Here is a 26454-nt window from a genome sequence, read left to right on the forward strand (position 1 = left end):
TTCGGCCGGATTCCGACGCAAACCTCTTGATCAACGCGGTCAGCGGCGTCGTGGGGGGCGGAGGGCTCGGGTCAGGTGGGTCAGGCGGGGGGCCAGGCTGGTCAGGCCTCCGGGGAAGAAGTAGACGGCCAGGATGAAGACCGTGCCCAGGACGAACAGCGGCTGGCTCAGCGGACGGCTGAGGACGGCCGGCAGGTTGTCCACCGCGTCACTCGTGCCGAAGGCGGTGAGCCGGTGATCCAGGTACATGTAGAGGACACCACCGAGCACCGGACCCCACCGGGTGCCCGGCCCGCCGAGCACCACCATGACCAGCAGCGACAGGGTCAGCTCGGAGGACGTGATGTGCGGTGAGGCGCCGCCGACGATCAGGACGTAGACCACCCCGCCCGCCGACGCCAAGCCGCCGGCCAGGGTGAACGCCACCAGCTTGTAGCGGTACGGGTCCAACCCGAGCACACCGATCCGCCGCTCGTCGTCGCGCAGCCCGGCGAGCACCCGACCGGTCGGTGACCCGCTCACCCGGTGCACCACGAAGACCACCAGGGTCAGGTACGCCAGCGCCAACCAGTAGAGGTTGACCGTGTTGGTCACCCCCACCAGCCCGGCGGGCAGCCCCGACACGTCCAGCGGCAGGCCCTCCTCGCCACCGGTGAGCCCGCCGAAGTCCCGGGCCACCAGGATCGCGCCCACCTGGGCGAAGGCCAGCGTGACCATGGCGAACGCGATGCCCACCGTCCGCAGCGCCACCGCGCCGAGCAGCGCGGCGAGGATGGTGCCGCCGGTGACGGTCAGCAGCGCCGCCTGCCACAGCGGCAGACCGGCCCGGGTGACCAGGATGTCGGTGCCGTAGACACCGGCGGCGAAGTACAGCGCGTGCCCGAAGGAGAGCATTCCGGTTCGGCCGAAGAGCAGGTCGTACCCGGCCGCCAGCCCGCCGAAGATCAGGCAGATGGCGAGCAGTTGCAGGGTGCCGGGTGAGTTGACCGGCCCCTCGAAGATCCCCGGCAGGGAGATCGTCGAGTACGGCAGGATCGCCAGCACGACCAGTGCGACCAGCGGCAGGAACGGGCGGACCCGGTGCCACCGCCCCCGCTGCGGGCTCAGTTCGTCGGGCACCTGTGCGCGAGGCGCGTCGATCACCGTCATGCCGTTGCCACCTTTCCGGCGATGCCCTGTGGGCGCAGCAGCAGCACCACAGCCAGCAGCCCGACCACGCAGATGTCGCCCAGCCCGGACGTGCCGTAGTAGTTGACGAACTGCTGCACCAGCCCGACCACGACCGCCGCGTACGCGGAGCCGACCACCGAGCCCATTCCGCCGATCACCACCACGATGAACGCGAAGATCAGCAGCGAGCCGCCCTGCCCGGGCGAGACGGTGCCGAAGTAGACCCCGCCGAGCGCGCCGGCGAGCGCGGCGGCCGCCCCACCGATCGCGAAGACCAGCGTGAACGCCTTGCGGACGTCGATGCCCAGCGCGGTCACCATCTCCCGGTTCTCCACCCCGGCCCGGATCACCAGGCCGTACCGGGTCCACCGCAGGAACGCCAGGATCGCGCCGAGCACCAGCACCGCCGCGATGATCAGCAGCAGGCCACCGTTCGGCACCTGGGCGCCGAAGATCCCGGTCACCTGCCGGGTCCAGTCCGGACGCGGGAACGGCCGGGCGTCCGCACCCCAGGTGGCCTGGAGCAACGCCACCCCGGCCAGCGACAGCCCGACGGTGACCAGCACCTGCTCGATGGTGCGGGAGTACAGCGGGCGGATCAGCACCAGCTCGACCAGGATCGCGACCAGCGTGCCGGCGGCCATCCCGAAGGCGACAGCCAACACGAAGCCGAACCCGTCCGGGCCGGCGCCCGGCAGGTTGCCCGCCGCCCACCAGGTGCCGTACGCGCCGACGCCGAGGAACAGCCCGTGCGCGAAGTTGAGCACGTCGGCCAGGCCGAAGACCAGGGACAGGCCGGAGGCGACCAGGAAGTACAGCGCGGCCAGACCGAGCCCGGTCAACGCCAACAGGATCACGGTGCCCATCAGAGCTGGTCCTCCCTCGCGGCTGCGGGGCTCGCAAGCTCACTCCTCGCGCTCGGCGTGGCCACCTCCGCGGAGCCGACACCGAGCAGCGACTTCGTCAACGCGGTCTCCAACAGCAACTCGTGGGCGTCGCCGGTCCAGGCCACCTTGCCGGCTGCCAGCACGACCGCGTCGCGGGCCAGTCGGCGTACGACGGCCAGGTTCTGCTCGACCAGCAGCACCGGCACCGACTCCGCGACCCGTTCCAACACCTCGGCCACCTCGGTCACCACCTTCGGCGCCAACCCCTTGGTCGGCTCGTCGACGAGCAGCAGCCGGTTGTCGTTGAGCAGCACCCGACCGATGGCGAGCATCTGCTGCTGCCCGCCGGAGAGCGAACCGGCCCGTTGCCGTCCGCGCCGGTCCAGCTCCGGAAAGAGCGCGAAGACCTTGTCGTACGCCGGGGTGGTGCCCCGCCGCTCGGCGAGCCGCAGGTTCTCCGCGACGGTGAGCCCGGCGAACACGCAGCGGTCCTCGGGCACGTAGCCGAGCCCACCGCGGACCAGCCGGTGCGTCGGCCGGGCCAGCAGGCTCTGCGCGCCCATCCGGATGGTGCCGCGGACCTCCCCGGCGGGCGGGGTGAGGCCGACGATCGCGCGCAGCGTGGTGGTCTTGCCGACGCCGTTGCGACCGAGCAGGACTGTCACGCCGGTCGGGGCGACAGTGAAGGACACCCCCTGGAGGATGTGCAGCCCGGAGATCCGGACCGATAGCTCCTCCACACTGAGGATCGGTTCCATCAGAGCGACTCCCCCAGGTAGGCCTCTTGCACTGTGGGGTTGGCCATCACCGTCTCCGGGGTGTCGCAGGCCAGCAGCGCGCCGTGGTGCATGACGGCGATGCGGTCGGCCAGTTCCAGGATGACGTCCATGTGGTGCTCGACCATCAGCACCGCCCGGCCGCTGTCGCCGGTCAACGACTTGATGACGGCGACCAGCTCCGGTACGTCCTCGGCGCTGACCCCGGCCATCGGCTCGTCCAGCAGCATCACCCGCGGTTCACCGGCGAGCAGCAGGGCGATCTCCAGTTTGCGCTTCTCGCCGTGGGCCAGGGTGCCGGCGAGGGCCGTACCCCGGTGGGCGAGGCCGACCCGGTCGAGCGCCGCGTCGGCGGCGGCGGCGACCTCCCGGTCGGCCGCCGCCCGCCGCCACAGCGCCATCGAGCCCCCGCGGTGCGCCTGCACGGCGAGCCGGACGTTCTCCCGCACGCTGAGCGAGCCGAAGACCGAGGACGCCTGGAAGGTACGGCCCAGACCGAGGCGGGCCCGCCGGTGCGGCGGAAGTGCGCCGATGTCCTGCCCGTCCAGAACGATCCGGCCCTCGGTGGCCCGGCGCAGACCGGTGATCAGGTTGAACAGTGAGGTCTTACCGGCGCCGTTGGGCCCGATGACGCCCAGGAACTCCCCGGGCGCCAGATCGAGGTAGACGCTGTCGACGATGGCGACCTCACCGATCCGCCAGGTCAGACCGCGGGTGGCGAGCATGGTCAGCCCTTCATGGCCACGGCCGGCGGCGCGGTCTCGTCACCGGTGAGGCTCTTCTGCGCGGTAGCGGTGAACGCGGTGCCGCTGCCGGTCAGCTTGGCCTGGAACATCGGCTGGAGCAGTGCGTGGTCGGCGGCCCGGATGGTCATCTTGCCCTTGACCCCGTCGAAGCTCCAGCCCTCCAGGGCGGTGACCATCTTGTCGACGTCGTCCCCACCCTCCTGCGCGGCCCGGACCACCATCTGCGCGGCGGCGAAGCCGTCCGGGTGGAACAGGTCGATGGTGTTGACCTTGGCCTTCAGCGCCTTGCTGGCCTCGGTGTCGCTGGCACCGTCGAAGTAGTGCGACAGGAAGGAGATCTTCGCGCCGGCGGCACCGAAGGTCGGCCACGAGGCGCGGATGTCCAGGCCGGTGACGACAGTGGTGGACGAGAGAACGCCCTGCTGGTCGAGGGTCTGCCACATGGCCGGGGCGGTAGTGCCCGCCCACGCCACGAAGAGCAGGTCCGGCTTGGCGGCCTTGATCTGGCTGGCGAACGGGGTGAACTCGGTGGCGCTGGCCGGGGCCCGGACGCTGCTCACTGTCGCGCCCGCACTGCCGATGACGGCCTTGACGGCGGCCTCGTTGGCGTCACCGAACGCGCCGTCCTGGGCGAAGACCACTACCTTCTTGCCGGTGGGGTCCCCGATGAACGACTTGGCGGTCACCACATCCTGGTAGGACTGCCGACCGGAGCGGAAGGTGTACTTGTTCGCGCCGGTCACCGCGTCCGTGGCGGCCGGGCCGGAGATGAACAGCACCTTGTTCTGCGCCGCGATCGGCGCCACCTGGAGCGCCACACCGGAGGCGGTGGAGCCAGCAATGATCTTCGTGCCCTTGCCGATCAGGTCCTTCGCCGCGGAGACCGCCTTGGCCGGGTCGCCCGCGTCGTCGACCTCGGTCAGCTCGATCTTCCGGTCACCGACCTTGCCGGTGCCGTTGGTGGCGAAGTCCAACCCCGCCTTGAACCCCTCGATGTACTGCTTTCCATAGCTGGCCAGGGCTCCCGACTGGGAGTACACCAGGCCGACCTTGACCGGCGCGGCACTGTCGCCGCCGCCGGTGGCGGTGTCCTGCGGGCTGCCACAGGCCGTGGCGGCCAGCGCCGCGGCCATCATCGTGGCGGCGGAGAGGAACGCCCGCCGCGTCGTCCGGACCGTCATTGCGACTCCACATGAGGACTCAGAGGGAGAGAACTTCTTCGTGACGGCTCACGCTAGAAGTGACGTCACCCACGAGCTATGTGGCGGAAACACACAAGTAACAGGAATGAGGTGGCCGGAGGTTACAGCGGGCCGCACTACCAGCCGGGAGCCCACGCCCTCGATGGCCCGAACCCCCACGGACCGCCCGAGCCGTGTGTCGCCCCGCACCATTCGCCCGGTTCGGTCAGGGCTACCCCGTCAAGATCGTGCTCGATCCTGGTTGTAGTGGCCTCTGGCCGCCGCGACACCACTACTTCCTGGATCGAGTGCGATCTTGCGGCCTGGGCCGCCCGAACGTGCCGCTGACCCGCCGTCCGGGTGGCGGACGACGGGCCAGCGTGTGGGCCGGGCGTGGTCGGCCCGGTGGTCGGCTCCGAGCAGATCAGCTGCGGGCCGAGATTTGGGTCAGCGGCCGGCGAGGGCGGCGACGGCAGTGTCCGGGTGGTCGCTGAAGACACCGTCGAGGCCCAGGCCAAGGAAGAGTTCGTACTCGGCGGTGATGTCGCCGCGCGCGTTCGCGTCGGCGCCGATCCGGAGGTCCGCCGGGAGGAACTGGTTCTCGGCGCGGAACGTCCAGGAGTGCACGAGCAGGTGCTCCCGGTGCGCGTCGCGTACCACTGTGGTCGGGGCGAGCAGGGCGCCGGCGGCGTTCCGGGGGACGATCAGGTTCTTGTTCGCGCCGATGCCGTCGGCGTATCCGGCGATCCACTTCAGCCCGGCCGGCGTGACCAGATCCTGGTAGGTGCGGGCGTCGCCGGCGACGGTGAAGTCGTACGGGCGGCCGGTCGCGTCGAGCAGTTGGACCAGCTTCACGTCGGTCAGGCGGCTCAGGCGGCGCAGATTGGCCGTCTCGAACGACTGGATGAAGACCGGCGAGTTCTTCCGGTCCAACTTGTTCTGCCGCAGCACCCGCAGCAGGGGCTCCTCCAACGGCAGTTTGATCGAGGCGAAGTAGCTCGGGTGCTTGGTCTCCGGGTAGATGCCGATGGTGCGGCCCCGTGCCCGCCCCTCGGTCCGGGCAAGGTCGATGACTTCCTGGAGGGTGGGCACCTCGAAGCGGCCGTCGAAGGCGGTGTTCGCCACGCGTACCTGCGGCAGCCGCTCCTTGGCCCGCAGCGTCTTCAGCTCGGCGAGGGTGAAGTCCTCGGTGAACCACCCGGTCACCGCGACACCGTCGATGGTCTTCGTCGCCTTGCGGGCCGCGAACTCCGGGTGGGTCGACACGTCGGTGGTGCCGGAGATCTCGTTCTCGTGCCGGGCGACCAGCACGCCGTCGGAGGTGGAGACCAGGTCCGGCTCGATGTAGTCGGCACCCATCCGGATCGCCAACCGGTACGCCTCCAGCGTGTGCTCCGGCCGGTAGCCGCTGGCGCCACGGTGACCGATCACGATTGGTCGGTCGTTGGCCCGGGAGCGATCCGCGTTGGCCGTTGGTTCGGCCACGGCCACGGTCGGCAGGGCCACGGCGGCGGCGAGCAGAGCGCTGGCCACGCCGAGGGTCGAAAGGGTACGTCGCAACGCCGTCTCCTGTCATCGATGGTCCGGGTAAGCAGACCGCCCGTGATTTGCCAGGAGTTGGTCGATGGCTGGCCGACAGATGAATCTCCGGAATGCCCGTTCCCACTCCAGGACTGTGGGCGGACAGGAAGATTGTCTGGTGCGCCGGTTTTTCCGCAATCCCGTGCGGCTGGTGCCGTTCGCGTTCCTGGTGCCGATCCTGCTCGGTACCGGGTTGCTCATGACGCGCTGGGCGACCACCGAACACGTACGCCCACCCGTGGTCACGGCGCTCTTCACCGCCACCTCGGCCGTGTCGGTCACCGGCATGGCCATCACCGACACGCCGAACTACTGGTCCGGCGCTGGACTGGTGGTGATCACCCTGCTCACCCAGCTCGGCGGCCTCGGCATCCTCACCGTCGCGGCATTGGTCATCCTGGTGGTCTCCAGTCAGCTCGGGCTGCGTAACCGGTTGCTGGTGCAGGCCGAGACGGGGGAGTTCGGCATCGGCGACGTGGGTCGGTTGCTCCGCCGGATCGCGCTGACCGTCTTCGCCTGCGAGGCGGTGATGACAGTGCTCGTCGCCGGTCGGCTCTGGCTGACCTACGACTACCCCTTCGGGCAGGCCCTCTGGTCGGGCGTCTTTCACGCCGTGCAGGCGTTCAACAACGGTGGCTTCGCGCTCTACACCGAGGGCCTGCTGGCCTTCAGCCGTGACCCGTGGGTGTCGCTGCCCCTGGCGATCGGCGCGATCATCGGCGGTCTCGGGTTTCCCGCGCTCTTCGAGGCGGTCCGCGAGTGGCGGCAGCCCACCCGCTGGGCGGTGGCGACGAAGTTGACCATCTGGGGCAGCGCGGTGCTGCTGCTGGTCGGCTTCGCTGGCCTGCTCGCCTCCGAGTGGACCAACGCGAGCACGATCGGCCAGTACGACGTACCCGGGAAGGTCCTCGCGTCGTTCACCCAGATCGCGCTGAGCCGCACCGGCGGCTACAGCGTCGTGAACATCGCCGCTCTCCAGGAGGAGAGCTATCCCCTGCTGATCGTGCTGATGTTCATCGGCGGCGGCAGCGCCAGCACGGCCGGTGGCATCAAGGTCTCCACGTTCTTCCTGCTGGCGTTCACCATCTGGGCGGAGCTGCGGGGCGAACCCGACGTGACGATCGGGCACCGGCGGGTGGCGACCGCCAGCCAGCGACAGGCCCTCACCGTGGCGCTGCTCAGCGTCGCGTTGGTGACGGCCGGGACCATGCTGTTGCTGCTGCTCACCGAGGGCGTCCGCTTCGTCGCGGCCCTGTTCGAGATCACCTCGGCGTTCAGCACCACCGGTCTGACCATCGGTCTGGCCGCCGAACTGCCGGCCGGCGGCCAACTGGTGCTGACCGTGCTGATGTTCATCGGTCGGGTCGGGACGCTCACCCTGGGGTCGGCGATCGCCCTGAACACCCGACGCCGGCTCTACCGCTATCCCCAGGAGCAACCCATTGTCGGCTAGGGCGTGTTTCGGAAGTGTCGGCCGACCCACACGTCGGAGACGCACCCGTGGAAGCAGGGAGGTCCGAGGTGTCGGCTAGACGCGCGGACAGCGGCGGCATTGTGGTGATCGGGCTGGGTCGATTCGGTTGCCACCTGGCCGGGTCGCTGAGCCGGATGAACCGCGAGGTGTTGGCCATCGACCGCAGCCCGGCGAAGGTGCAGCGCTGGTCGGCGCAGCTCGACCGGGTGGTTCAGGCCGACGCGACCGAGGAGGGGGCGCTGCGGCAGCTGGGGATCACCAGTTTCGGGCGGGCGGTGGTGGCCATCGGGGCCTCGGTGGAGGCGAGTGTGCTCACCGTGTTGGCGCTGGTCGAGCTGGGTGTGCCCCAGATCTGGGCGCGGGCCACCTCGCAGAAGCACGCCAAGATCCTGGCGTCGGTGGGCGCGCACCACGTGATCTTTCCGGAGGCGGAGACCGGGGACCGGGTCGCGCACCTGATCGTCAGCCGGTTGCTCGACTTCATCGAGTTCGACGACGACTTCGCCATCGCCACCGTCCGGGTGCCGGAGTCACTGGTCGGGCGCACCCTGCTCGACCTGAAACCGGAGGAGCGCTTCGGGGTACGCGTGGTCGGCGCCAAGCTGCCGGGCGAACGCTTCCGGTACACCTCCGACGACACGGCACTCCCCCAGGGCGGGGTGCTCATCGTCGAGGGTGGGATCGACCAGGTGCAGCAATTCGCGGGGATGCGCTGACCTGCTCCCCAGGGCGAGACCGATCGGGGCCGTCGGACCAACTGGTCTGACGGCCCCGAAGTGTGGCGACACGATGTGGCCTGCTCATTTCCGGTGACCACGCGGCCCCTTGGTCACCTTTCCGCTTTTCCCTTACCACCACCGGCGGCCTTCGCCGGGGCCTTCGCAGGCTTCGGCGGCTTGGCCTTCGACGCGCCGCCGCCCGAACCGGAGCCGCTGGGCACCTTCGCTGCCTTGGGCGGAGCCTTCGTCGTGGCGGCCTTGGTCGGCGGGGCCGTCGACGGGGCACTGCCGGCGACACCGGACACCCGAACCCCGCAGGTCGCCTCGCCGAGCCGGAACTCCACCGGCAACGGGTTCGCCCCGCTGTACTTACCCGTGAGGGTCACCTTCTCGGCCGCACCGGGGGCCAGCGTGGTGCGCTGGGCCGCCGGTCGGATCAGCACCGTGCTCCCCTGCTGGTGCACCGGCGCGGGCTCCGCCTTCGTCACCTTCTGCTGCCCAGGGAAGGTGAAGCTCATCGCCCAGTCCCGCAGCTCACGACCACCGGTGTTGGTCAAAGTCAGCTCGGCGGCGAACTCGGTGCCGGAGTCGGTGCGCAAGGCGTACGCCACCTCGCAGGGCGCCGCCGCCGGCAGACCCATCCGAGCCTCGGTCGTCGGCCGGTCCCCGCCGCTGGCCGGGCTGCGCGAGGTGAACCCCCACATGGCCCCGGTGACCGCGATCAGCCCGACGGCGGCCACTCCGGCCTCCACCCGCCGACGCCGGGTCACCCGCTGCTGCGTCCGACGGTCCCGGTTGCGGGTCCGCGACAGCGGCAACGCGTCGGTCGCCGCCGACCAGGGCAGGATCGTGGTACGCGCACTGCCGAGCATGGCCGCGTCCAGCGGCCCGGCGGCCGGGGAGACCGGCACCGCCGCGAGCATCCCGGCCGCCTCGGCGAGCGTCCGGGTCAGCTCGGCGGTGGCCGGCCGGTCGGCGGGCCGCTTGGCCAGGCAACGTCCGACCAGGTCGGCCACCCCGTCGGGCAGCCCCGGGACGGTGGGCATCGGCTCCGGGTCGTTGTACATGTGGGCGCGCAGCATCTGGGTGGTCGTGCTGGCCAGCCACGGCAGTCGGCCGGTGAGCATCCGGTAGAGCAGCAGCCCGACGGCGTACACGTCGGTGGCCGGGGAGACCTGGCCGTTGTCCAGCCGCTCCGGGGCGAGGTACGCGGGAGTGCCCAACAGCGCGCCGTCCGGACCCTTCTCGCTCTCCCCGACGAGCGCGGAGATGCCGAAGTCGACCACCTTGACCCCGGTCGAGGTGAGCATGACGTTGCCCGGGGTGACGTCGCGGTGCACCACCCCGCGAGCGTGCGCGGTGGCCAGCGCCGAGCTGACCTCGGCGCCGATGGTCACCGCCTCCCGCCACGGCAGCTGGGTCTCCCGACCCAACCGGCTGGCCAGCGAAGCGCCGTCGACCAGCTCCATCACCACGTACGGCACGGTCAGACCGACCTGCTCGGACTCGCCGTAGTCGTACACGTTGGTGATGTTGGGGTGGCAGAGCCGCGCGGCGGCCTGCGCCTCGATCCGGATGCGGTGGCGGAAGGCCCGGTCGCTGGCCAGCCGTGACGCCAACACCTTCACCGCGACCTGGCGGCCGAGCACCTCGTCGTAGCCACGCCACACCACCGACATGCCGCCCGCGCCGAGCTGCTCGATCAGCCGGTACCGCTCATCCAGCAGTTGCGCGCCGTTTCGGTCCCCACCACCCATGGTGAGCGATGTTGCCCAGGAACGGCCCGCCTACACCTGGAGTATCGGAATCGGTCAGGATTGTCACCCGATCAGGCGGTGGCCAGCAGTTGGTCCACCGGGGCGTAATCGTCGGTCAACACCATCGCCCCGCCGACGAAGTCCGTCAGCGCCGCACCGGACAACAGGCTGACCTTCGGGTCCACCTCGGCCAGCCGGGCCCGGACAGCTTCCAGCGGCAACGGCGCGTCGGAGCCGACGATGAGGAAGTTGGAGCCCTGCTCCTGTGCGAGCGCTTCCGGCGGCGCGATCAACGCGACGTGCCCGAACTCGGCGGCCACCGTGGCCAACTCGGCACGGATGAACCGCAGCGGCGGGTAGTCGATGACGTTCTGCACGTACACGCCGCCGGGGCGGGTCACCCGTCGGACGTCGGCCGCCATCTCGCGGGTGGCCAGGTGCCAGGGCACCACCAGGTGCCCGAACGCATCACCGACCACCAGGTCACGACTGTCGGTCGGCTCGCCGGCAACCAGCATCCGGGCGTCACCCACCACCGCCCGCAGCTCCGGCCCCGGCCGTACGCCCAGCTCCTGCTCACCCAGCTCGACCAGCCCGCCGTCGATCTCGAACACCAGGTTGTCGGTGCCCGGTCGGGTCGCGGTCAGGTAGCGCGGAACTGTGAAACCACCCCCGCCCAGATGCAGCGCGTCCAGGCGCTGACCGGCCGGCGCGGCGACGTCGCCGACCGCGCCGATCCACTTGGTGTACGCGTACTCCAGGTGTTTCGGGTCGGCGAGGTCCACGTACGAGTGCTGGGCGGAGTTGAGCAGCAGCGTCCGCCCGCTGGGCCGGGCGGGGTCCGCGGTGACCCGGGCGCAGTGGTACGCCGTCTCGATGTCGCACGGGTTGGGCGCCACGGTGGTCAGCCCCGCCCCGGCCAGGCCGAGCACTGCCAGCGCGGCCCGGGCCCGGGCCGGACCGGGCAGCTCGGTGGGCTCCTGCCGGCGCAGGTACCAGCCGAGGCCGATGCCGACCAGCCCGAGCGCGAGCGCCAGGGCCAGCAGGATGACGGTGCTGCGCAGCGCGGCGACCAGCACGAACCCGGTCAGCAGGGTTGCGGTGATGCCGCCCAGGGTGCCGATCCCGGAGAGTCGACCGACCACCTGGCCGGTGCGGCGCAGGTCGGCGAGCTGGAGTTTCACGACCAGCGGGGTGACCGCGGCCAGCAGCGCGGCCGGCACGAACACCGCCAACGCGACAAGCAGCAGGATGCCGCTGGCCGCACCACCGCGCAACACCTCACCGGCGTACCGGACGACGGGCAGGGTGATCGCGGTGGCGATGCCGGCCAGCACCAACGCCGGTGCCAGCAGGCCCCGCGGGTTGCGCCGGTCGGCCAGCCAACCGCCGGACCACGCCCCGTACGCGATCGCGGCCAGCGCGATGCCGATCACCGAGCTGGTCACCTGAAGGGTCACCCCGACGTACGGGCCGACCAGGCGCAGGGCGACGGTCTCCAACACCAGCACGGCACCACTGGAGAAGAAGACCAGGAAGGCGGCCAGGCCGTTGGGCAGCGCCCGGCCGGTGACCGGCACGGGCGGGGCCGGAGGTGCCGGCAGGGCCGCTACGTCGGACGGTGGGGAGCTCATCGTCGCGATGGTACGCAGCGAAGCTGGTGCTTCGGGTCAGTACATCGAGAGATGAACATGGTTCGTGTGGGACGCCGCCGGAGAGCCGCTTCCACTGTACGAGCGCCAACCGGTGCCGGGATGCCAGATCTGCCGGTACCAGATCACGTAGAGCACGCCCAGCCGGTCAGCGTTGCGCACGTGCCAGGCGGCGAGGCTGTCCCCGTACGCCTTGTCGCCGCCGGTCGCGTTCTTGTCCTCGAAGCCGTTCGTGGCGGCCGAGAAGTCGCAGGCCCGGCCCTTCGGATGCTCGCCGCTGCCACCGCTGCGCTTGCAGGAGACGTGCCGCTTGTAGCCGGCCGCCTGGGTCTGCTTGAGCGCGTTGAGGGTGCGCGGAGTGATGCACCCGGAGGTGGTCGGGTCCTTCACCGAGCAGGATTCCGGTGGCCACGACCCGTCGGAGTTACGCGGCGCCGGCTTCGCCGAGGCGGAGCTGCCACCGCTGAAACCGTTGCTGCCGCCGGAGCTGACCTCGGCGAGCGCCTCCTCGGCTTCCTTCTTCTTCTTCGCCATCACGGCGAGTTGCTTCTGCTGCTCGCGGACCTCGGCGTCGATGGCGACCTTGGCCTGCTGCGCCTGCTGCCGGGCTTCGGTGAGGTCACGCAGCCGCTTGCTGTCCCGCTGGGCCATCAGGTCGAGGTCGCCCGCGCGTTGCAGGAACGCCTCCGGCGTGGCGGTGTTGAGCAGCATCGAGACAGCGCTCAGCCGACCCACCCGGTACGACTGGGCGGCCACCTCGCCCACCTGGCTGCTGAGCCCGACCAGCCGACCCTCCAGCGTCGCCAGCTCGCCGGTCAGCGCCGTCTGGCGACGCTTGGAGTTGTCCAGCTTGGCCTTGGCCTCGATGTGACCCTTGGCGGTCAGCTCCAGCGCGTCCTGCAACTTCTTGCTGCCGCCCTCGCCAGGCTCCGCGTACGCGGGCACGGCGGCACCGCCGAGCACCAGCGCGACGGCGGCGAGCAGGGCGAACAGAGCGCGGCGACCGAGCCGCGGGCTGAGCCTGGTCCTGGGCACGAAAGCGTCCTTCCGTCGACCGCCGGCCCCCGATGAACACTGCACTACGGCGCCGGTCGGCGGCCTGCTGGCGGAGACCGCCGGTCACGATACCGGATCGTGGGCCGGTGACCAGCCCGCTGACCCTCGGGCCGCCTGGATGTCGACGGAGCGTCCCAACGTGGTCGCGCAGCGCGCGGATCAGGTGCTCAGGAGCGCGTCACGCACCTCGGCCCAGACCTGCTCGTTGGCCGCGACGAGCAGACCGCGGCCGTCGTCGGCGGGGTGGTAGTCGACGCCGTCGAACCGGCGGGCGACACCCCCGGCGGCGCGGACCAGCACCGTGCCCGGGGCGTGGTCCCAGGGCAGGGTGCGCCAGAACAGGGCGAACTGCTGCTCGCCGGTGAGGATGTCCAGGTACTCCCGACCGGCGCAGTGCAGGCCGGGCAGCAGCTCACCGAGCCGCCGACCGCCGGCGCGGACCCGGTCGCGGGTCTCCGGCGGCAGGAACTTGGTCATCGCCGCGCCGCGCAGCTCGCCGAGCGGCGGCACCGTGCCGGTGCCGTCCACCGGCCGACCGTTGAGCAGGGTGCCCTCGTCCGCCGAGCCGGCGGCGAGAGTGCCGGCGAGCGGGTCCAGGATCCAGCCGGCGGTCGGCCGCCCGTCGGTCAGCAGCGACACCATCAGGGCGAACGGCCGGCGACCGGCGGCGAAGTTGGCGGTCCCGTCGACCGGGTCGACCAGCCAGACGTCCCCGCCGTCACGTAGGTGCCGCAGCAGCCCCGGATCGTCGGCGACACCCTCCTCGCCGACCACCATCGAACCCGGCCGCAGCCGGCGCAGCCCCGCCGAGAGCAGCTCCTCGGCCCGGCGGTCGGCGACAGTGACCACCTCGCCGGGCGCCTTCTCCGACACGTCGTCGTCGTCGAGCTTGCGGAACAGTGGCAGCACGACCTGGTCGGCGGCCTCCCAGAGCAGGCCGCCGACGTCGTCCAGCAGGGTGTCAGCCACGCGGCGGCAGCTTGACCACGCTGACGAAGAACTCGTCGATCTGACGGACCACCGAGATGAAGCGCTCGAAGTCCACCGGCTTGGTCACGTAGGCGTTGGCGTGCAGCTGGTAGCTGCGCAGAATGTCCTCGTCGGCCTGCGAGGTGGTGAGCACGACCACCGGGATCCGGCGAAGCTCCTGGTCCTTCTTGATCTCTTCCAGCACCTCCCGGCCGTCGCGCCGGGGCAGGTTGAGGTCCAACAGGATCAGGTCGGGTGCCACCGCGTCGGCGTACTGACCCTCCCGGCGCAGGTAGGCGAGCGCCTCGGCCCCGTCGGAGACGACGGTCAGCCGGTTACGCAGCTTGTGCTCCTCGAACGCCTCCTGGGTCATCAGCACGTCACCCGGGTCGTCCTCGACGAGCAGGACCTCGATCGGGCTCTTGCCATCCGCCGGCGCGGTCATCCCACCGTCTCCCTCATGTCACCCGTTCTACCGCTTTCCAGCGTCTCGTCGGCCCGGTCCGGCTGGTCCGGCCCGTCGGCCTGCTCCGTCAGCGCTGCCGGAGCCTCGGTCGAGGGCGTCGCGTCGTCCACGGTCGGGGCGTTCGGCTCCCCCTCGGAATCGGCGTCGGCAACTGCCGCGACGTCCTCGGGAAGTGCCGGCAGCGTGAACCGGATCGCGGTGCCCTCCGGCACGTCGGTGTCCACCCAGACGCGGCCGCCGTGGTACTCGACGATCTTCTTGACGATCGCCAACCCGATGCCGGTGCCCGGGTACGCGTCCTTCGAGTGCAGCCGCTGGAAGATCACGAAGATCTTGTCGGCGAACTCCGGCTCGATCCCGATGCCGTTGTCCTGGCAGGTGATCTCCCACTCGGCACCCACCAACCTGGCCGAGACGTGCACCTTCGACGGCACATCCGGGCGGCGGAACTTGATCGAGTTGCTGACCAGGTTGGCCAGCAGGTTGGTGAGCAGCGGTTCCTCACCCGAGATCACCGGCAGCTCGTCCCAGGTCAACTCGGCGTCCGCGTACTGCCGGGCGGCCTCGGTCTGGCCGGCCACGTCGCCCATCACCTTGTTGAGGTCGACCTCGACAAAGCCGGTGGTGAGCCGCCCGATCCGGGAGAACGCGAGCAGGTCGTTGATCAGGCGCTGCATTCGTTGCGCGCCGTCCACCGCGAACGCGATGTACTGGTCGGCCCGCTCGTCGAGCTGCCCGGCGTAACGGCGCTGAAGCAGCTGACAGAAGCTGGCGACCTTACGCAGCGGCTCCTGCAGGTCGTGCGAGGCCACGTACGCGAACTGCTCCAGGTCGCGGTTGGACCGGGTCAGCTCCTCGGCCTGCTTCTGGAGTTGGCTGTTGACCCACTCGATGCGCTCGCGGGCGGCCCGGACCTCGGCCAGGTCGGCGGCGATCTTCTGCCGCATCGCGTCCACGTCCTCGCCGAGCTGGATGAACTCCGGCGGGCCGACGGTGGCGATGCGGTGCTGGTAGTCGCCCTCGGCGACCTCGCGGACCTGGGTGGCGAGGCCGGTCAGTGGCCGGACCACCATCCGGTCCAGCGAGAGCAGCAGCACCGCACCGGCCACGACCACCACCAGGGCGGCCACGATCAGCAGGACGACCAGCACGTTGCTGCTGGTACGCACGTTGGTGGCGGTCTGCTCCCGGGCGGCCAGGACCTCCGCCTGGAGGTCGTTCACCGCCGAGCGCACCTCGTCGAACTGTTGCCGGGCCGCTTCGGTGACCAACGCCTGGCCGGCGGTGGTGCCGCTCTGCTCGGTGGTGGCGATCACCGGCTCCGCGACCGACTGTCGCCACTGCGTGACACGCTCCTCGACGGTCCGCAGCTCCTGGCTGATCTCTGGATAGTCGTCGAGCAGCGTCCGCATCGAGACGATGACGCTCTGCTCCTGGGCGAGCCCTTCCCGGTAGGGGTTCAGGTCGTCCTGGTCGCCGCTGACCGCGTACCCGCGGATCGCCGTCTCCTGGTCGAGCAGCGCGTTGAGCAGTTCCTGGGACTGCACCCGCAACGGGCCGGTCTCGTTCAGGACCGCGTCGATCTGGGTGCGGTTGCGGGCGGCCATCGCCGCTTCCGCGCTGGCCAGCCCGATCAACAGGAAGCCCACGACGGTGAGCAGGGTGATCACCCGGCGGCGGAGACTCCAGCCGCCGACCACCGGCTTCACCGGCCACCGCCCCGGCTGACCAGCAGCATGGCCACGTCGTCGGCGAGCGGGCCACCGTTGAGCCGCTCGGCGCGCCCGACCAGCCACGCCGGCAGCTCGGGCAGCGACACCGAACGGTTGGCCGGCTCGTCCAGCAAGCCACTGAGGCCCGGCACGTCGAGCCGTTCGTTGCCGGCACCCACCCGCCCCTCAATCAGGCCGTCGGTGTACATCAACAGGGACCAGTCATCGGTGTCGAACTCCAGGTCGTAGGCGATCGGCCGGCGGGGTCGTACGCCCAGCAGCAGGCCGCCGGGCGCGGGCACCGGGGCGACCCGGCCGCCGGAGAGCAGCAGCGGTGGCGGGTGCCCGGCCAGTCGAACGGTGGCCCGGTTGGCGTCCAGGTCCAGTCTGATGGTGGCCACCGTCGCGAAGATCTCCTGGAGGCGGCGCTCGCTCATCAGCACCTGCTCCAGGGCGGGCAGCACCTCGTCGTCCGGCACCCGGGCGAGCACCAGGGCGCGCCAGGCCACCCGCAGCTCGACCCCGAGCGCGGCCTCGTCCACCCCGTGCCCACAGACGTCGCCGACGATCAGGTCGAGGCGGTCCGGGTGGGTCTGCACCACGTCGAAGAAGTCTCCGCCGATCAACGCGGCGTGCCGGCCCGGCCGGTAGAAGGTGTGCACCGCGACCTGGTCGGTCGTCATCAGCGGTTGAGGCAGCAGGCCGCGTTCGAGCCGGGCCGACTCGGCCTGGCGCAGCTCGACCTCGCGCAACCGGCGGGCGTTCTCGTCGGCGCGCTTACGCTCCACGGCGTAGCGCAGCGCCCGGGTCAGCAGCACCCCGTCGACCTGGCCCTTGACCAGGTAGTCCTGGGCACCCTCGGCGACCGCCACGACGCCCAGGTGCTCGTCCGAGCGGCCGGTCAGCACGCAGACCGCGGCGCCGCTGGACATCTCCAACACCTGGCGCAGCCCGTCCAGCCCCTGCGCGTCGGGCAGGCCCAGGTCGAGCAGGACGCAGTCGACGTCGCTGATCCGTTGCCGCGCCTCCCGGAGGCTGGTGGCGACCAGCAGGTCGATCATCGAGTTCGTCTCGGCGAGCAGCTCACCGACCAGGAAGGCGTCGCCCTCGTCGTCCTCCACCAGCAGCACCCGCAGCCGCTCACCCGGCGGCAGGTTGGCGTGCCGCGCCAGGCCACCGTGCGGGTACGGCACAACTGGGGAACCGGCCAAGCCGGCCCCCCGGTGCGGCCGGGTCACCGCCGCCAGACGCGGGAGTTCGCTGGTGATGTCGGGCTCCTTCCGAGTGCCCTGCTGATCCTGTATTAGACAACGGTCGCACACAACACGACGCCTGCGGCGCGGGCGGGGATGGGGCGCATCACTGCTCGGCCGTGGACAAACCGGGCGGCTGATGGACGCGGGACCCACCGGCCATCCCATCCGCAGCCCCCGACGGGCAGGATGATCCCACCCCAGGCCCCACCACCCCCCGAGGAGTTCCCGTGGGCGCACCCACCACCCCGGCCACGACGGGCACGCCGCCCCGTCCGATTCCGGGCGTACACCCTGCCAGCCGCGCGCTGACCCGGCCGCGTCGGCGGCTCGTGGCCGCCGCGGCGGCGCTGGTCGCGCTGGCCGCGGTCGGCGCCGGCAGTCTGCTCGATCTGCGCACCCCGGCCCCGAAGTCGGCCGACGCGCCGGGTGGCGAGTTCAGCGCCGGCCGCGCGTACGAGGACGTCCAGGTGATCGCCGCCCGGTCGCACGTCGCCGGCAGCCCGGCCAACGAACAGGTCCGCGCGCACCTGGAGCAGCAGCTGCGGGGGCTGGGCCTGGAGACCGAGGTGCAGGACACTGTGGCACCGGAGGCCGGTCAGCTCAGCGGGGCGGCGGGCGGGGCGACACTGGCCCGGGTCCGCAACGTGGTGGCCCGGCTGCCCGGCACCAACTCGACGGGTCGGGTCTTCCTGGTCTCCCACTACGACTCGGTACAGACCGGGCCGGGCGGCAACGACGACGCGGCCGGCACGTCGACCATCCTGGAGGTGGCCCGCGCGCTGACCACCGGCCCCCGGCCGCGCAACGACATCGTCTTCGTGCTGACCGACGCCGAGGAGGCGTGCCTCTGCGGCGCTGCCGCGTTCGCCGCCAGCCACCCGCTGGCCGCCGACGGCGGTGTGGTGCTCAACCTGGAGGCGCGGGGCTCCACCGGGCCGGTGATCATGTTCGAGACCTCCCGGAACAACGCGAAGCTGGTGGACATCTTCGGCCGGGCCGCCCCACACCCGGTCGGCACCTCGTTCGCTGTGGAGATCTACCGCGCGCTGCCCAACGACACCGATTTCACCGCCTTCCTCGACCAGAAGTTCGTCGGGCTGAACTCGGCGTACATCGACGGGGGCGCGATCTACCACACGCCGCTTGACACCCCGGCCGCCATGGACCGGGGCAGCCTCCAGCAGCACGGGGACAACGCGTTGGGCCTGGCCCGGGAGTTCGGTGGTACCGACCTGACCGACCTGCGCTCCGGGCACGACGCCACCTACTTCCCCGTCCCCGGCGGGCTGGTCCGCTACCCGGGCTGGCTCACACTGCCGCTGGCCCTGCTCGCGGTGGTTCTGGTTGCCGCCCTGGGCTGGCTGACCCGCCGCAGCGGCCGGGCCAGCGCCGGCCGGCTGGCCGCCGGCTTCGCGCTGGCCCTGGTGCCGATCGTCGCCGCGCCGGTCGCCGCCCAACTGCTCTGGCTGGCCATCACCACGATCCGACCGGGGTACGCGGAGCTGCTCGACCCGTACCGGCCGATCTGGTACCGGCTGGCCGTCCTGGCGCTCGCCACCGCCATCCTGTTCACCTGGTACGCGCTGACCCGCCGCCGGATCGGCCCGGCCGCGCTCGCCGTCGGCGGACTGGCCTGGCTGGCCCTGCTCGGGGTGCTGCTCGCCGTGGCGGTGCCGGGTGGGGCGTACCTCACCACAGTGCCGGCGCTGGCCGGCGCCCTCGGCGGGCTGGTCGCGCTGCGTACCCGGCAGACCGGACCGTGGCCGGTGGTGGCCGTGACGGCCGCCGCGGCCGTGGGTGTGGTCATCCTGCTGCCCACAGTGGTGCTGCTCTTCCCCGCGCTGGGCATGGCCATGGGCGGGGTGGCCGCGCTGGTCGCGGTGCTGCTCGGCCTGGTCGCCCTGCCGGTGGTCGACCTGCTGCACCCGCAGGCCGGCGGCCAGCGTGGTCTGCTCGCGCTGCGGGCCCGGCGGCTCGCGGTGCTGCCGGCCGGCGCCGCCGCCGTGGCGGCGGTGGTGCTCGCCGGGGTCGGCCTGGGTGTCGACCGCTTCGACGCCGCCCATCCCGCTCCCACCCACCTGATGTACGCCATGGACGCCGGCACCGGCCAGGCCCGTTGGCTCAGCCACGAGAGCGACCCGCAGCCGTGGACGGACGGCTACGTGGACAAGGTGACCAGCGTCGAGGACGACTTCCCCGGGCTCGGCGGCGACGCGCTACGGGCCGGGCCGGCGCAGGCGGCGAACCTGCCGGCGCCGAAGCTGGAGGTGCTCGCCGACAACGCCGTCCGCGACGAGCGCACGCTGCGGTTGCGACTCACTCCGCAGCGGGCGGTCCGGGTCGCCACCCTGCACGTCGAGACGGTCACCGCCAAGGTGTTGCGGGCGGAGGTGGCGGGCCGCGTGGTGCCCGTACAGCAGGGTGGGCGCCGGTGGGGCTTCGGACTGGTCTTCCATGCTCCGCCGCCGGAAGGTGTCGAGATCACGCTCACGCTCCAGCGTTCCGCAGGACCGGTGCCGATTCGGGTCATGGACGCCAGTGACGGGCTGGACGCGCTGCCCGGCTTCCGGCCCCGGCCGCCGGCTGTCGGCGTCGTCGGATCGCACAGCTCGGAGATGTTGGCGGTCGCTCGCACCTATCCCATCTGAGGTGACACGGTGGTCCGGCGGAGCGGTCTTTCCCGCCGGACCACCGTCTTATGCTGCCCATCAGCGCGTCCAGGCTACGAAGTGGGGCTGTGGCCGCAGCCGGCGGTCAGCGGTGACCGTCAGTCGCCTCCGTCGGGGCGGACGCGGTATTGAGCGCTATACCTCAGAGGTATGAATATGACTCTGGGGTATACCGCTCAACAGCACATCGCCATGCCGGGCCATACGGTTGGTCCCCGCAGGGGTGTGGTTCAGAGGCCAAGCGGGACGGGTTGGGTTGGCACTCCGTCAGCGATCAATGCGGTCAACGGCGTGGCGAGGTCCCGTGGCGAGAACAGTTCCGGACCGCGGTGTTCCCTGATCTCCGGCAGCGACCACCAACGCCAGCCAATGACGTGTTCGGCGGCGAGTTCCTCATCGCTCATTGCACCGCGCGGCGTGAACGATGCCGTCCGAACGAGGAAGTAGTCGTTCATGACGCCATCGTGGCCGGGTGCGAACCCGGCGGCGACTATCTCCTGGCGCCAGACCTGAGGCGGGTCGACATCCACAGCAAGACCGACTTCTTCGCGCAGCTCTCGCCGCAGGGCGGCCAGTGGCGTCTCGCCGTCTTCGACGCCACCCCCGGGAGTGATCCAAACGGCGATCGTGCCAGCCGGATCGGGAATGGCGAGTCGTAGCAGCAGAACCCGGTCGTCTTCATCGACGACGACCGCACGCGCCGATCGCCGCAGGTTCACCGTCGACACGCCCGGCCTACTTCCAGCGGAAGTGGACGAAGAGGCGGCCGAAGTTCTTCGAGTCCTTCTCCACGCGGTGGTAGAGCTGCTTGACGTCCTTCTGGTCGAGGAACCGCAGCACCCGCTTCTTGAGCTGGCCGGACCCCTTGCCGGGGATGATCTCGACGAGGGTGGCCTTCTTCGCCACCGCCTCGTCCATGATCCCGCGCAACGCCCGGTCGATGTCCTGGCCCTTGTTGAAGATCTCGTGCAGGTCCAGCTTGAGCTTCATGCCGCAGCCCCCGGCCGGTCAGGTCCCATGTCCGCCATCCTAGGCACGCCCGCCGGCCCGCTTGCTCCGACGACGGCAGGGGCGGCCCGGTAGGACCGCCCCTGCCATGTCACGACGCACGTTCAGCGCCGGCCGCCCAGTCGGGTCTCCACCCGCTCCAGCGCGGTCCGGTAGTCGTCGTTGGCCGCGTACATCGCGGCGGCGATCCGCAGGTGCCGCAGCGCGTCGGTGTGTCGGTTCAGCCGCTCCAGCGTCCGACCGAGCACGTGGTGCGCGTAGTGGTCGCTCGGGTCCCGCTCGACCAGCTCGCGCAGATGCTCCTCGGCCCGGTTGAGCTGGGCCGACTGGAAGTACGCCCGGGCCAGCAGTTGCCGGACCGCCGCGTTGCCGGGCTCGGCGTCGATGATCGGCTCCAGCAGTCGGGCTGCCCCACTGGGGTCACCGGTTTCGAAGAACATGGTCGCCCGCCGGTAGTCCGCCAGAAGATCCATCTGCCACCTCCTCGGGTCGCACCGTCACCTGTTCCGACGCTGGCACAACACCGGGAGTTTGGCGACTGTTCCCGGGGTCGAGATCAGGTCAGTTCCGGCCCCCGACGGCCGCCGAAGGGTCAGGTACGGGCGTCCCGGCGTCCGGCGGAAAGTTCCCAGGCGCGGACACCGCCGACGATTCCGGCGGTGTTCGGCACCACCACCACGTCGTCGCCCATCCGGGTCAGTTGCTCGGGCCGGATCAGTCGGGAGTTGCCCCCGCCCAGGTAGAGCCGGTCCCAGCGGAACACCGGGCGCAGCCCGTCCACCACCTGGCGGATCCGACGGGACCAGAAGGCGTCGCCGAGCCGCCGCCGTTCCGGCTCGCCGACGTACGTGTCGTAGGTCGTGCCCCAGCGCACCGGCGCGTGCGACAACTCCAGGTGCGGTGCGAGCACCCCGCCGTCGAAGAGCGCGCTGCCCAGCCCCGTCCCCAGGGTCAGCACCAGCTCGCAGCCGGTGCCGGCGACCACTCCGGCGCCGTGCACCTCGGCGTCGTTGAGCACCAGCGCCGGCACCCCGAACGCGTCGGCCAGCGCGCCGCGCGCGTCCCAGCCGGACCACTCGGCGAGCAGGTCCGGGTCGACCCGGGTGCGGGGGCCGTTGCGGGTCACGTAGTGCGGCGTGCTCACTACCACTCCGTGCCGGATCATCCCGGGTACGCCGACCGTGATCCGATCCGCCGTTGGCAGGCGCCCGCCGAGATCCAGCAGGGTCCGGACAAACAGCGCGGGCGGCAACGGGTACGGGGTGGGCACCCGCAACGGCCGGGCCCGCATCGTTCCCGCCTCGTCGAGCACGGACGCCTTGATGCCCCCGCCGCCACAGTCGATCGCCAGTGTGGTCACCACGTCGTTGAGTCTGCCCGCTGCCGGCCGGTCGTATGCGGGCGGCCGGATAGGCTGCCGTCCTGATGAGCGCCACGATGATCGTCAAGGACCTGGCCGCCGGGCACGGCGACCGCCCGCTCTTCGCCGGACTGGACCTGGTGGTCGCCCCCGGCGACGTGGTCGGGCTGGTCGGGCCGAACGGGGCCGGCAAGTCGACACTGCTGCGTACCCTCGCCGGGTTGTTGCCGGTCGAGGCCGGCAGCGTGCGGCTCAGCCCGCCCACCGCGAGCGTCGGCCACCTGCCACAGGAACCGGAACGGCGGCCGGGCGAGACGGTACGGGACTTCCTGGCCCGCAGGACCGGGGTGACCGCCGCGCAGGCGGCGTTGGACGCGGCGACCGAGGCGCTGACCGCCGGGGCGGCGGGTGCCGACGACGCGTACGGCGACGCGCTGGAGCGCTGGCTCGCCCTCGGCGGCGCGGACCTCGACGAGCGCGCCGAGCAGGTGAGCGCCGACCTTGGGCTCGCGGTCGACCTGGACCACCCGACGACCGGGCTCTCCGGCGGTCAGGCGGCCCGGGCCGGGCTCGCGTCGCTGCTGCTCAGCCGGTACGACGTGTTCCTGCTCGACGAGCCGACCAACGACCTGGACCTGGCCGGGTTGGAGCGGCTGGAGGAGTTCGTCACCGGGCTGCGGGCCGGCACGGTGCTGGTCAGCCACGACCGGGAGTTCCTCACCCGCACGGTGACCCGGGTCGTGGAGCTGGACCTGCCGCAGCAGCAGGTGCACCACTACGGCGGCGGCTACGCGGCCTACCTGGAGGAGCGCGAGGTGGCCCGCCGGCACGCCCGCGCGGACTTCGAGGAGTACGCCGACACCAAGGCCGGGCTGGAGGCTCGGGCCCGTACCCAGCGTGGGTGGATGGAGAAGGGCGTGCGGAACGCCCGCCGCAAGGCCACCGACAACGACAAGATCGGCCGCAAGTTCCGCAGCGAGTCCAGCGAGAAGCAGGCCGCCAAGGCCAAGCAGACCGAACGGCTGATTGAACGGCTCGACGTGGTCGAGGAGCCCCGCAAGGAGTGGGAGCTGCGGATGGAGATCGCCGCCGCGCCCCGCGCCGGCGCCGTCGTGGCCACGCTGCGCGGAGCCGTGGTACGCCGTGGTGGTTTCACCCTCGGCCCGGTCGACCTCCAGATCGACTGGGCGGACCGGGTCGCGGTGACCGGGGCGAACGGCTCGGGCAAGTCCACCCTGTTGGCCGCGCTGCTGGGTCGGCTGCCGCTGGACGCCGGCACCGCCTCGCTCGGGCCCGGCGTGGTGGTCGGCGAGGTGGACCAGGCCCGCGGGTTGTTCCTTGGCGACGTGCCGCTGATCGACGCGTTCGAGGCGGCCGTACCCCACCTGTCGCCGGCGGACGCGCGGACCCTGCTGGCCAAGTTCGGCCTGCGGGCGGCGCACGTGCCCCGACCGGCGGCCACCCTCTCCCCCGGTGAGCGGACCCGGGCCGCGCTGGCCCTGCTCCAGGGCCGTGGGGTCAACCTGCTGGTGCTGGACGAGCCCACCAACCACCTGGACCTGCCCGCCATCGAGCAGCTCGAATCGGCGCTCGCCAGCTACCCCGGAACGCTGCTGCTGGTCACCCACGACCGGCGGATGCTGGCCGCCATCGAGACCAACCGGCGACTGCGGGTCGACGCCGGGCGGATCGCCGAGGATTGATCCGTGCCAGCGGGTCGGCGCGGGGTGAGAATGACTCCATGCTCAAGTGGGAGTACGCCCTGCTGGTCCGCCGCCGCCAGGCTGCGACCAACGACCTCGGCTGGGAGGTCGTCTTCGTCTGGTACGGCCCGGACGGCTCGATGGTCGACGTGACGCCGTACGGCGACACCGCCCTGGCACACCTGAACCGGGCCGGCGACCAGGGCTGGGAGTTGGTCGCGATGAGCGAGGACCCGTCCCTGCCCGGCAACCACGAACTGCACCGCTACCACCTCAAGCGGCCGAAGCCCGCCGACCCGCCGCCTCGCCAACGGATGCGTGGGGGCCGCCGCACTCTCTCCGGCTGACCCGGGCGCGGGCCGAGCCTGGGGTGCCGGCGGGCTGCGACACGCCCACCGCACGGTTGCGCGGGCCACGCCGACCTGGTGGACGAGTGGGGCATACCGGGCGCGATTGCGGGTATCGCGCGGCGGGAGGTGGCCCGAATGGTCGCTTTGGCACAGACTCCGCCCTCGGCCGACCGGCTGCGGGCGATCGACGATTCCCTCGCACAGGCGTGGGCGGACCAGGTCCGCCACGATGATCGGTTGCGGGACCTGGCGGTCGAGGTGCGGTTCGACCGGGGGGTGGCCCATCTGAGCGGCGACGTGGCCGATCCCGCCCAGCTACGGCTGGTGCGGGAGCTGGTGGGGCGGCTGGCCGGTGTCTACGGCGTCTGGTGCCGGGTCGGCATCGGTGGGCGGGCGCCGGTGGTGGTGGACCTCGGTTGTGGGCCGACCAAGCAGTGGTCGAGCAACCTGGGGCTGGACATCTACCCGGCGCCCGGAGTGGATGCCGTGGCGGACCTGTCCGGCTCGCTGCCGCTCGCCGACAACTCGGTGGACGTCCTCTTCGCGGTGCACATCCTGGAGCACCTGATCGACTTCCTGCCGCTGGTCGACGAGTGTCATCGGGTGCTCCGCCCCGGTGGGGTGCTGCACGTGATGAGCCCCTGGTGGGGGCATGTGAACGCGGTGGCCGACCCGACCCACGTCCGGCTGATGGACGTGCAGACGTTCAAGGGGATCTGCCAGCTGCGGCCACCGGGCACGCCGCGCTGGTACCCACTGCACGCGGGCTGCGACGGCGCCTCGATCTTCGCCGACCTGACGCCCCTCCCCCCGGACGCCGACCCGGCACCCCAGTCCCACCTGGCCCGCTTCTTCGACTGACCCCACCCGGTCCGGGGGTCAGGGGGCCTGGGTGGATTCGCGAAGTTCCAGGCGGTAGGGGGCGGACAGCTCCTTCGCCGGGGCGGTGCGGTCGCCGTCCAGGCGGTTGGCGAGGAGTTCGACCGCCAGTTGGGCGATCTTCTCCTTGTCCGGGGCGACGGTGCTCAGGGTGGGGATGGAGAACCGGCCGTCCTCGATGTCGTCGAAGCCGACCACCGCCACGTCCTCGGGCACCCGCAGCCCTGCCTCGTGCAGGGCGCGGAGGGCACCCAGGGCGAGGGTGTCGTTGAAGCAGAAGACTGCGTCGGGGCGTACACCGGAGGTGAGCAGGCCCCGCATGGCGGCCGCACCGTCGGCGCGGTGCCAGGCCGACGCGGGCGCCACCAGGGTTTCGTCGTAGTCGAGCCCGGCGGCGCGCAGCGCGTCGGTATAGCCGGCCAGGCGCAGTCGGGCGCTGGCGCCCTCGTCGGTTCGCTGGGAGCCGATGGCCGCGATCCGGCGGTGGCCGAGCTGGATCAGGTGAGCGGTGATCTCCCGGGCCGCGGTCACGTTGTCGATCACCACTCGATCGGCGGGGCCGTGTTCGACCCGCTCGCCGAGCAGCACCATGGGCGTGCCGTCCAGGCCGGCCAGGTCCTCCGCCGTGAGCGCCAACGGACTGAAGATGAGCCCGTCGATCAGGTGGTCGGTGATGCCGGAGGCGACCACCCGTTCCTGCTCCCGCCGACCGCCGGTCTGGTCGATCAGCACCGTCCAGCCGTAGGCGGCGGCGGCGGTGACCACGTAGCGGGCCAGCTCGGCGAAGTACGGGATGTCGAGTTCCGGAACGGCCAACGCGATCACGCCGGTGCGGCCCTTACGCAGGTGGCGGGCCGAGAGGTTGGGCCGATAGTTGAGCTCGGCGATCGCCTCTTCGACTCGGGCACGAGTGTCCGGCCGCACGTGCACGTAGCCGTTGACGACGTTGGAGACGGTCTTCACCGACACCCCGGCCCGTTCGGCCACATCTTTGAGCCTTTGCCGCACTCCGAAACCTCCCCGATGTAACACTCCGCACCCTACCGCCTCAGCAACCCTTTACAACGTTGCCTACAACGTTGT

At 71.4% G+C, this 26454-nt stretch carries 24 protein-coding genes; 6 read left to right on the forward strand and 18 right to left on the reverse strand.

Annotated elements, in window-relative coordinates:
- Positions 1-39: 39 nt before the first annotated feature.
- The 6 genes from MED15_RS10225 to MED15_RS10250 form a co-directional block, all read right to left on the reverse strand.
- Positions 40-1149, reverse strand: a complete 1110-nt coding sequence (locus tag MED15_RS10225) for a branched-chain amino acid ABC transporter permease (RefSeq protein ID WP_112604044.1) — start codon at positions 1147-1149, stop codon at positions 40-42.
- Entirely contained in the window at positions 1146-2036 is an 891-nt protein-coding gene (locus MED15_RS10230) for a branched-chain amino acid ABC transporter permease (RefSeq protein ID WP_112735441.1), read from the reverse strand. The genes MED15_RS10225 and MED15_RS10230 overlap by 4 nt, the downstream gene beginning before the upstream one ends.
- Positions 2036-2815 (reverse strand): ABC transporter ATP-binding protein, encoded by a 780-nt coding sequence (locus MED15_RS10235; protein ID WP_181518617.1) that lies wholly within the window; start codon positions 2813-2815, stop codon positions 2036-2038. Before MED15_RS10235 ends, MED15_RS10230 begins: the two co-directional genes overlap by 1 nt.
- Positions 2815-3558, reverse strand: coding sequence for an ABC transporter ATP-binding protein (locus tag MED15_RS10240; protein WP_112584733.1), 744 nt, complete (start codon positions 3556-3558; stop codon positions 2815-2817). Before MED15_RS10240 ends, MED15_RS10235 begins: the two co-directional genes overlap by 1 nt.
- Before the next feature lie 2 nt (positions 3559-3560).
- A complete protein-coding gene (locus MED15_RS10245) occupies positions 3561-4760 on the reverse strand; it encodes a substrate-binding domain-containing protein (RefSeq protein ID WP_112584732.1) in 1200 nt (399 codons plus the stop codon).
- 447 nt (positions 4761-5207) lie between these two features.
- Entirely contained in the window at positions 5208-6320 is a 1113-nt protein-coding gene (locus MED15_RS10250) for a glycerophosphodiester phosphodiesterase (protein WP_112735443.1), read from the reverse strand.
- A 139-nt stretch (positions 6321-6459) separates the two neighbouring features.
- Here MED15_RS10250 and MED15_RS10255 point away from each other — a divergent pair, with 139 nt between their 5' ends.
- Together MED15_RS10255 and MED15_RS10260 are read left to right on the forward strand one after the other, a co-directional pair.
- Entirely contained in the window at positions 6460-7794 is a 1335-nt protein-coding gene (locus MED15_RS10255) for a TrkH family potassium uptake protein (protein ID WP_112584730.1), read from the forward strand.
- Between the two features lie 68 nt (positions 7795-7862).
- A complete protein-coding gene (locus tag MED15_RS10260; RefSeq protein WP_112584729.1) occupies positions 7863-8531 on the forward strand; it encodes a potassium channel family protein in 669 nt (222 codons plus the stop codon).
- A gap of 113 nt (positions 8532-8644) precedes the next feature.
- On the opposite strand, the gene MED15_RS10265 is transcribed toward MED15_RS10260, so the two are convergent.
- The 7 genes from MED15_RS10265 to MED15_RS10295 all read right to left on the reverse strand — a co-directional run bounded on the left by MED15_RS10265 (position 8645) and on the right by MED15_RS10295 (position 17339).
- Positions 8645-10291, reverse strand: coding sequence for a serine/threonine-protein kinase (locus MED15_RS10265; protein WP_112584728.1), 1647 nt, complete (start codon positions 10289-10291; stop codon positions 8645-8647).
- Between the two features lie 71 nt (positions 10292-10362).
- Positions 10363-11925 carry a fused MFS/spermidine synthase gene (locus MED15_RS10270; RefSeq protein WP_225855411.1) on the reverse strand — a complete coding sequence of 521 codons (1563 nt, stop codon included), beginning with the start codon at positions 11923-11925 and terminating at the stop codon, positions 10363-10365.
- A 36-nt stretch (positions 11926-11961) separates the two neighbouring features.
- Complete coding sequence (locus tag MED15_RS10275) at positions 11962-12978, reverse strand: coiled-coil domain-containing protein (protein WP_112584727.1); 1017 nt, start codon at positions 12976-12978, stop codon at positions 11962-11964.
- A gap of 180 nt (positions 12979-13158) precedes the next feature.
- Positions 13159-13968: an inositol monophosphatase family protein gene (locus MED15_RS10280; RefSeq protein ID WP_112584726.1), complete on the reverse strand. Its 810-nt coding sequence runs from the start codon at positions 13966-13968 to the stop codon at positions 13159-13161.
- Positions 13961-14413, reverse strand: coding sequence for a response regulator (locus tag MED15_RS10285; RefSeq protein WP_088987503.1), 453 nt, complete (start codon positions 14411-14413; stop codon positions 13961-13963). Before MED15_RS10285 ends, MED15_RS10280 begins: the two co-directional genes overlap by 8 nt.
- Positions 14410-16143 carry a sensor histidine kinase gene (locus tag MED15_RS10290; protein ID WP_112584725.1) on the reverse strand — a complete coding sequence of 578 codons (1734 nt, stop codon included), beginning with the start codon at positions 16141-16143 and terminating at the stop codon, positions 14410-14412. Before MED15_RS10290 ends, MED15_RS10285 begins: the two co-directional genes overlap by 4 nt.
- Complete coding sequence (locus tag MED15_RS10295) at positions 16140-17339, reverse strand: PP2C family protein-serine/threonine phosphatase (protein ID WP_112584724.1); 1200 nt, start codon at positions 17337-17339, stop codon at positions 16140-16142. The genes MED15_RS10290 and MED15_RS10295 overlap by 4 nt, the downstream gene beginning before the upstream one ends.
- A 290-nt stretch (positions 17340-17629) precedes the next feature.
- Here MED15_RS10295 and MED15_RS10300 point away from each other — a divergent pair, with 290 nt between their 5' ends.
- Positions 17630-20050, forward strand: a complete 2421-nt coding sequence (locus MED15_RS10300) for a M28 family peptidase (RefSeq protein ID WP_181549313.1) — start codon at positions 17630-17632, stop codon at positions 20048-20050.
- Between the two features lie 251 nt (positions 20051-20301).
- Here the strand turns inward: MED15_RS10300 and MED15_RS10305 are convergent, their stop codons facing one another.
- The 4 genes from MED15_RS10305 to MED15_RS10320 form a co-directional block, all read right to left on the reverse strand.
- The gene (locus MED15_RS10305) at positions 20302-20799 is read right to left on the reverse strand and encodes an NUDIX hydrolase (protein WP_112584723.1); all 498 of its coding nucleotides are present in this window, start codon (positions 20797-20799) and stop codon (positions 20302-20304) included.
- Between the two features lie 7 nt (positions 20800-20806).
- Complete coding sequence (locus MED15_RS10310; protein ID WP_007465523.1) at positions 20807-21061, reverse strand: Smr/MutS family protein; 255 nt, start codon at positions 21059-21061, stop codon at positions 20807-20809.
- A 122-nt stretch (positions 21062-21183) separates the two neighbouring features.
- A complete protein-coding gene (locus MED15_RS10315; RefSeq protein WP_112584722.1) occupies positions 21184-21552 on the reverse strand; it encodes a tetratricopeptide repeat protein in 369 nt (122 codons plus the stop codon).
- A gap of 119 nt (positions 21553-21671) precedes the next feature.
- Positions 21672-22442, reverse strand: a complete 771-nt coding sequence (locus MED15_RS10320; RefSeq protein ID WP_112584721.1) for an ROK family protein — start codon at positions 22440-22442, stop codon at positions 21672-21674.
- 62 nt (positions 22443-22504) lie between these two features.
- On the opposite strand from MED15_RS10320, the gene MED15_RS10325 reads away from it, so the two are divergent.
- The 3 genes from MED15_RS10325 (at position 22505) to MED15_RS10335 (ending at position 25353) form a co-directional block, all read left to right on the forward strand.
- Complete coding sequence (locus tag MED15_RS10325) at positions 22505-24142, forward strand: ABC-F family ATP-binding cassette domain-containing protein (protein WP_112699091.1); 1638 nt, start codon at positions 22505-22507, stop codon at positions 24140-24142.
- Positions 24143-24180: 38 nt separating this feature from the next.
- Positions 24181-24489 carry a hypothetical protein gene (locus MED15_RS10330; protein ID WP_112699090.1) on the forward strand — a complete coding sequence of 103 codons (309 nt, stop codon included), beginning with the start codon at positions 24181-24183 and terminating at the stop codon, positions 24487-24489.
- A gap of 138 nt (positions 24490-24627) precedes the next feature.
- On the forward strand, positions 24628-25353 hold the full coding sequence (locus MED15_RS10335; RefSeq protein WP_112584718.1) for a methyltransferase domain-containing protein: 726 nt from the start codon (positions 24628-24630) through the stop codon (positions 25351-25353).
- Positions 25354-25371: 18 nt separating this feature from the next.
- Here the strand turns inward: MED15_RS10335 and MED15_RS10340 are convergent, their stop codons facing one another.
- Positions 25372-26379, reverse strand: coding sequence for a LacI family DNA-binding transcriptional regulator (locus MED15_RS10340; protein ID WP_112584717.1), 1008 nt, complete (start codon positions 26377-26379; stop codon positions 25372-25374).
- Positions 26380-26454: the final 75 nt, after the last annotated feature.

It is taken from the genome of Micromonospora noduli (genome assembly GCF_003264475.1).
Taxonomy (GTDB): Bacteria; Actinomycetota; Actinomycetes; order Mycobacteriales; family Micromonosporaceae; genus Micromonospora; species Micromonospora noduli.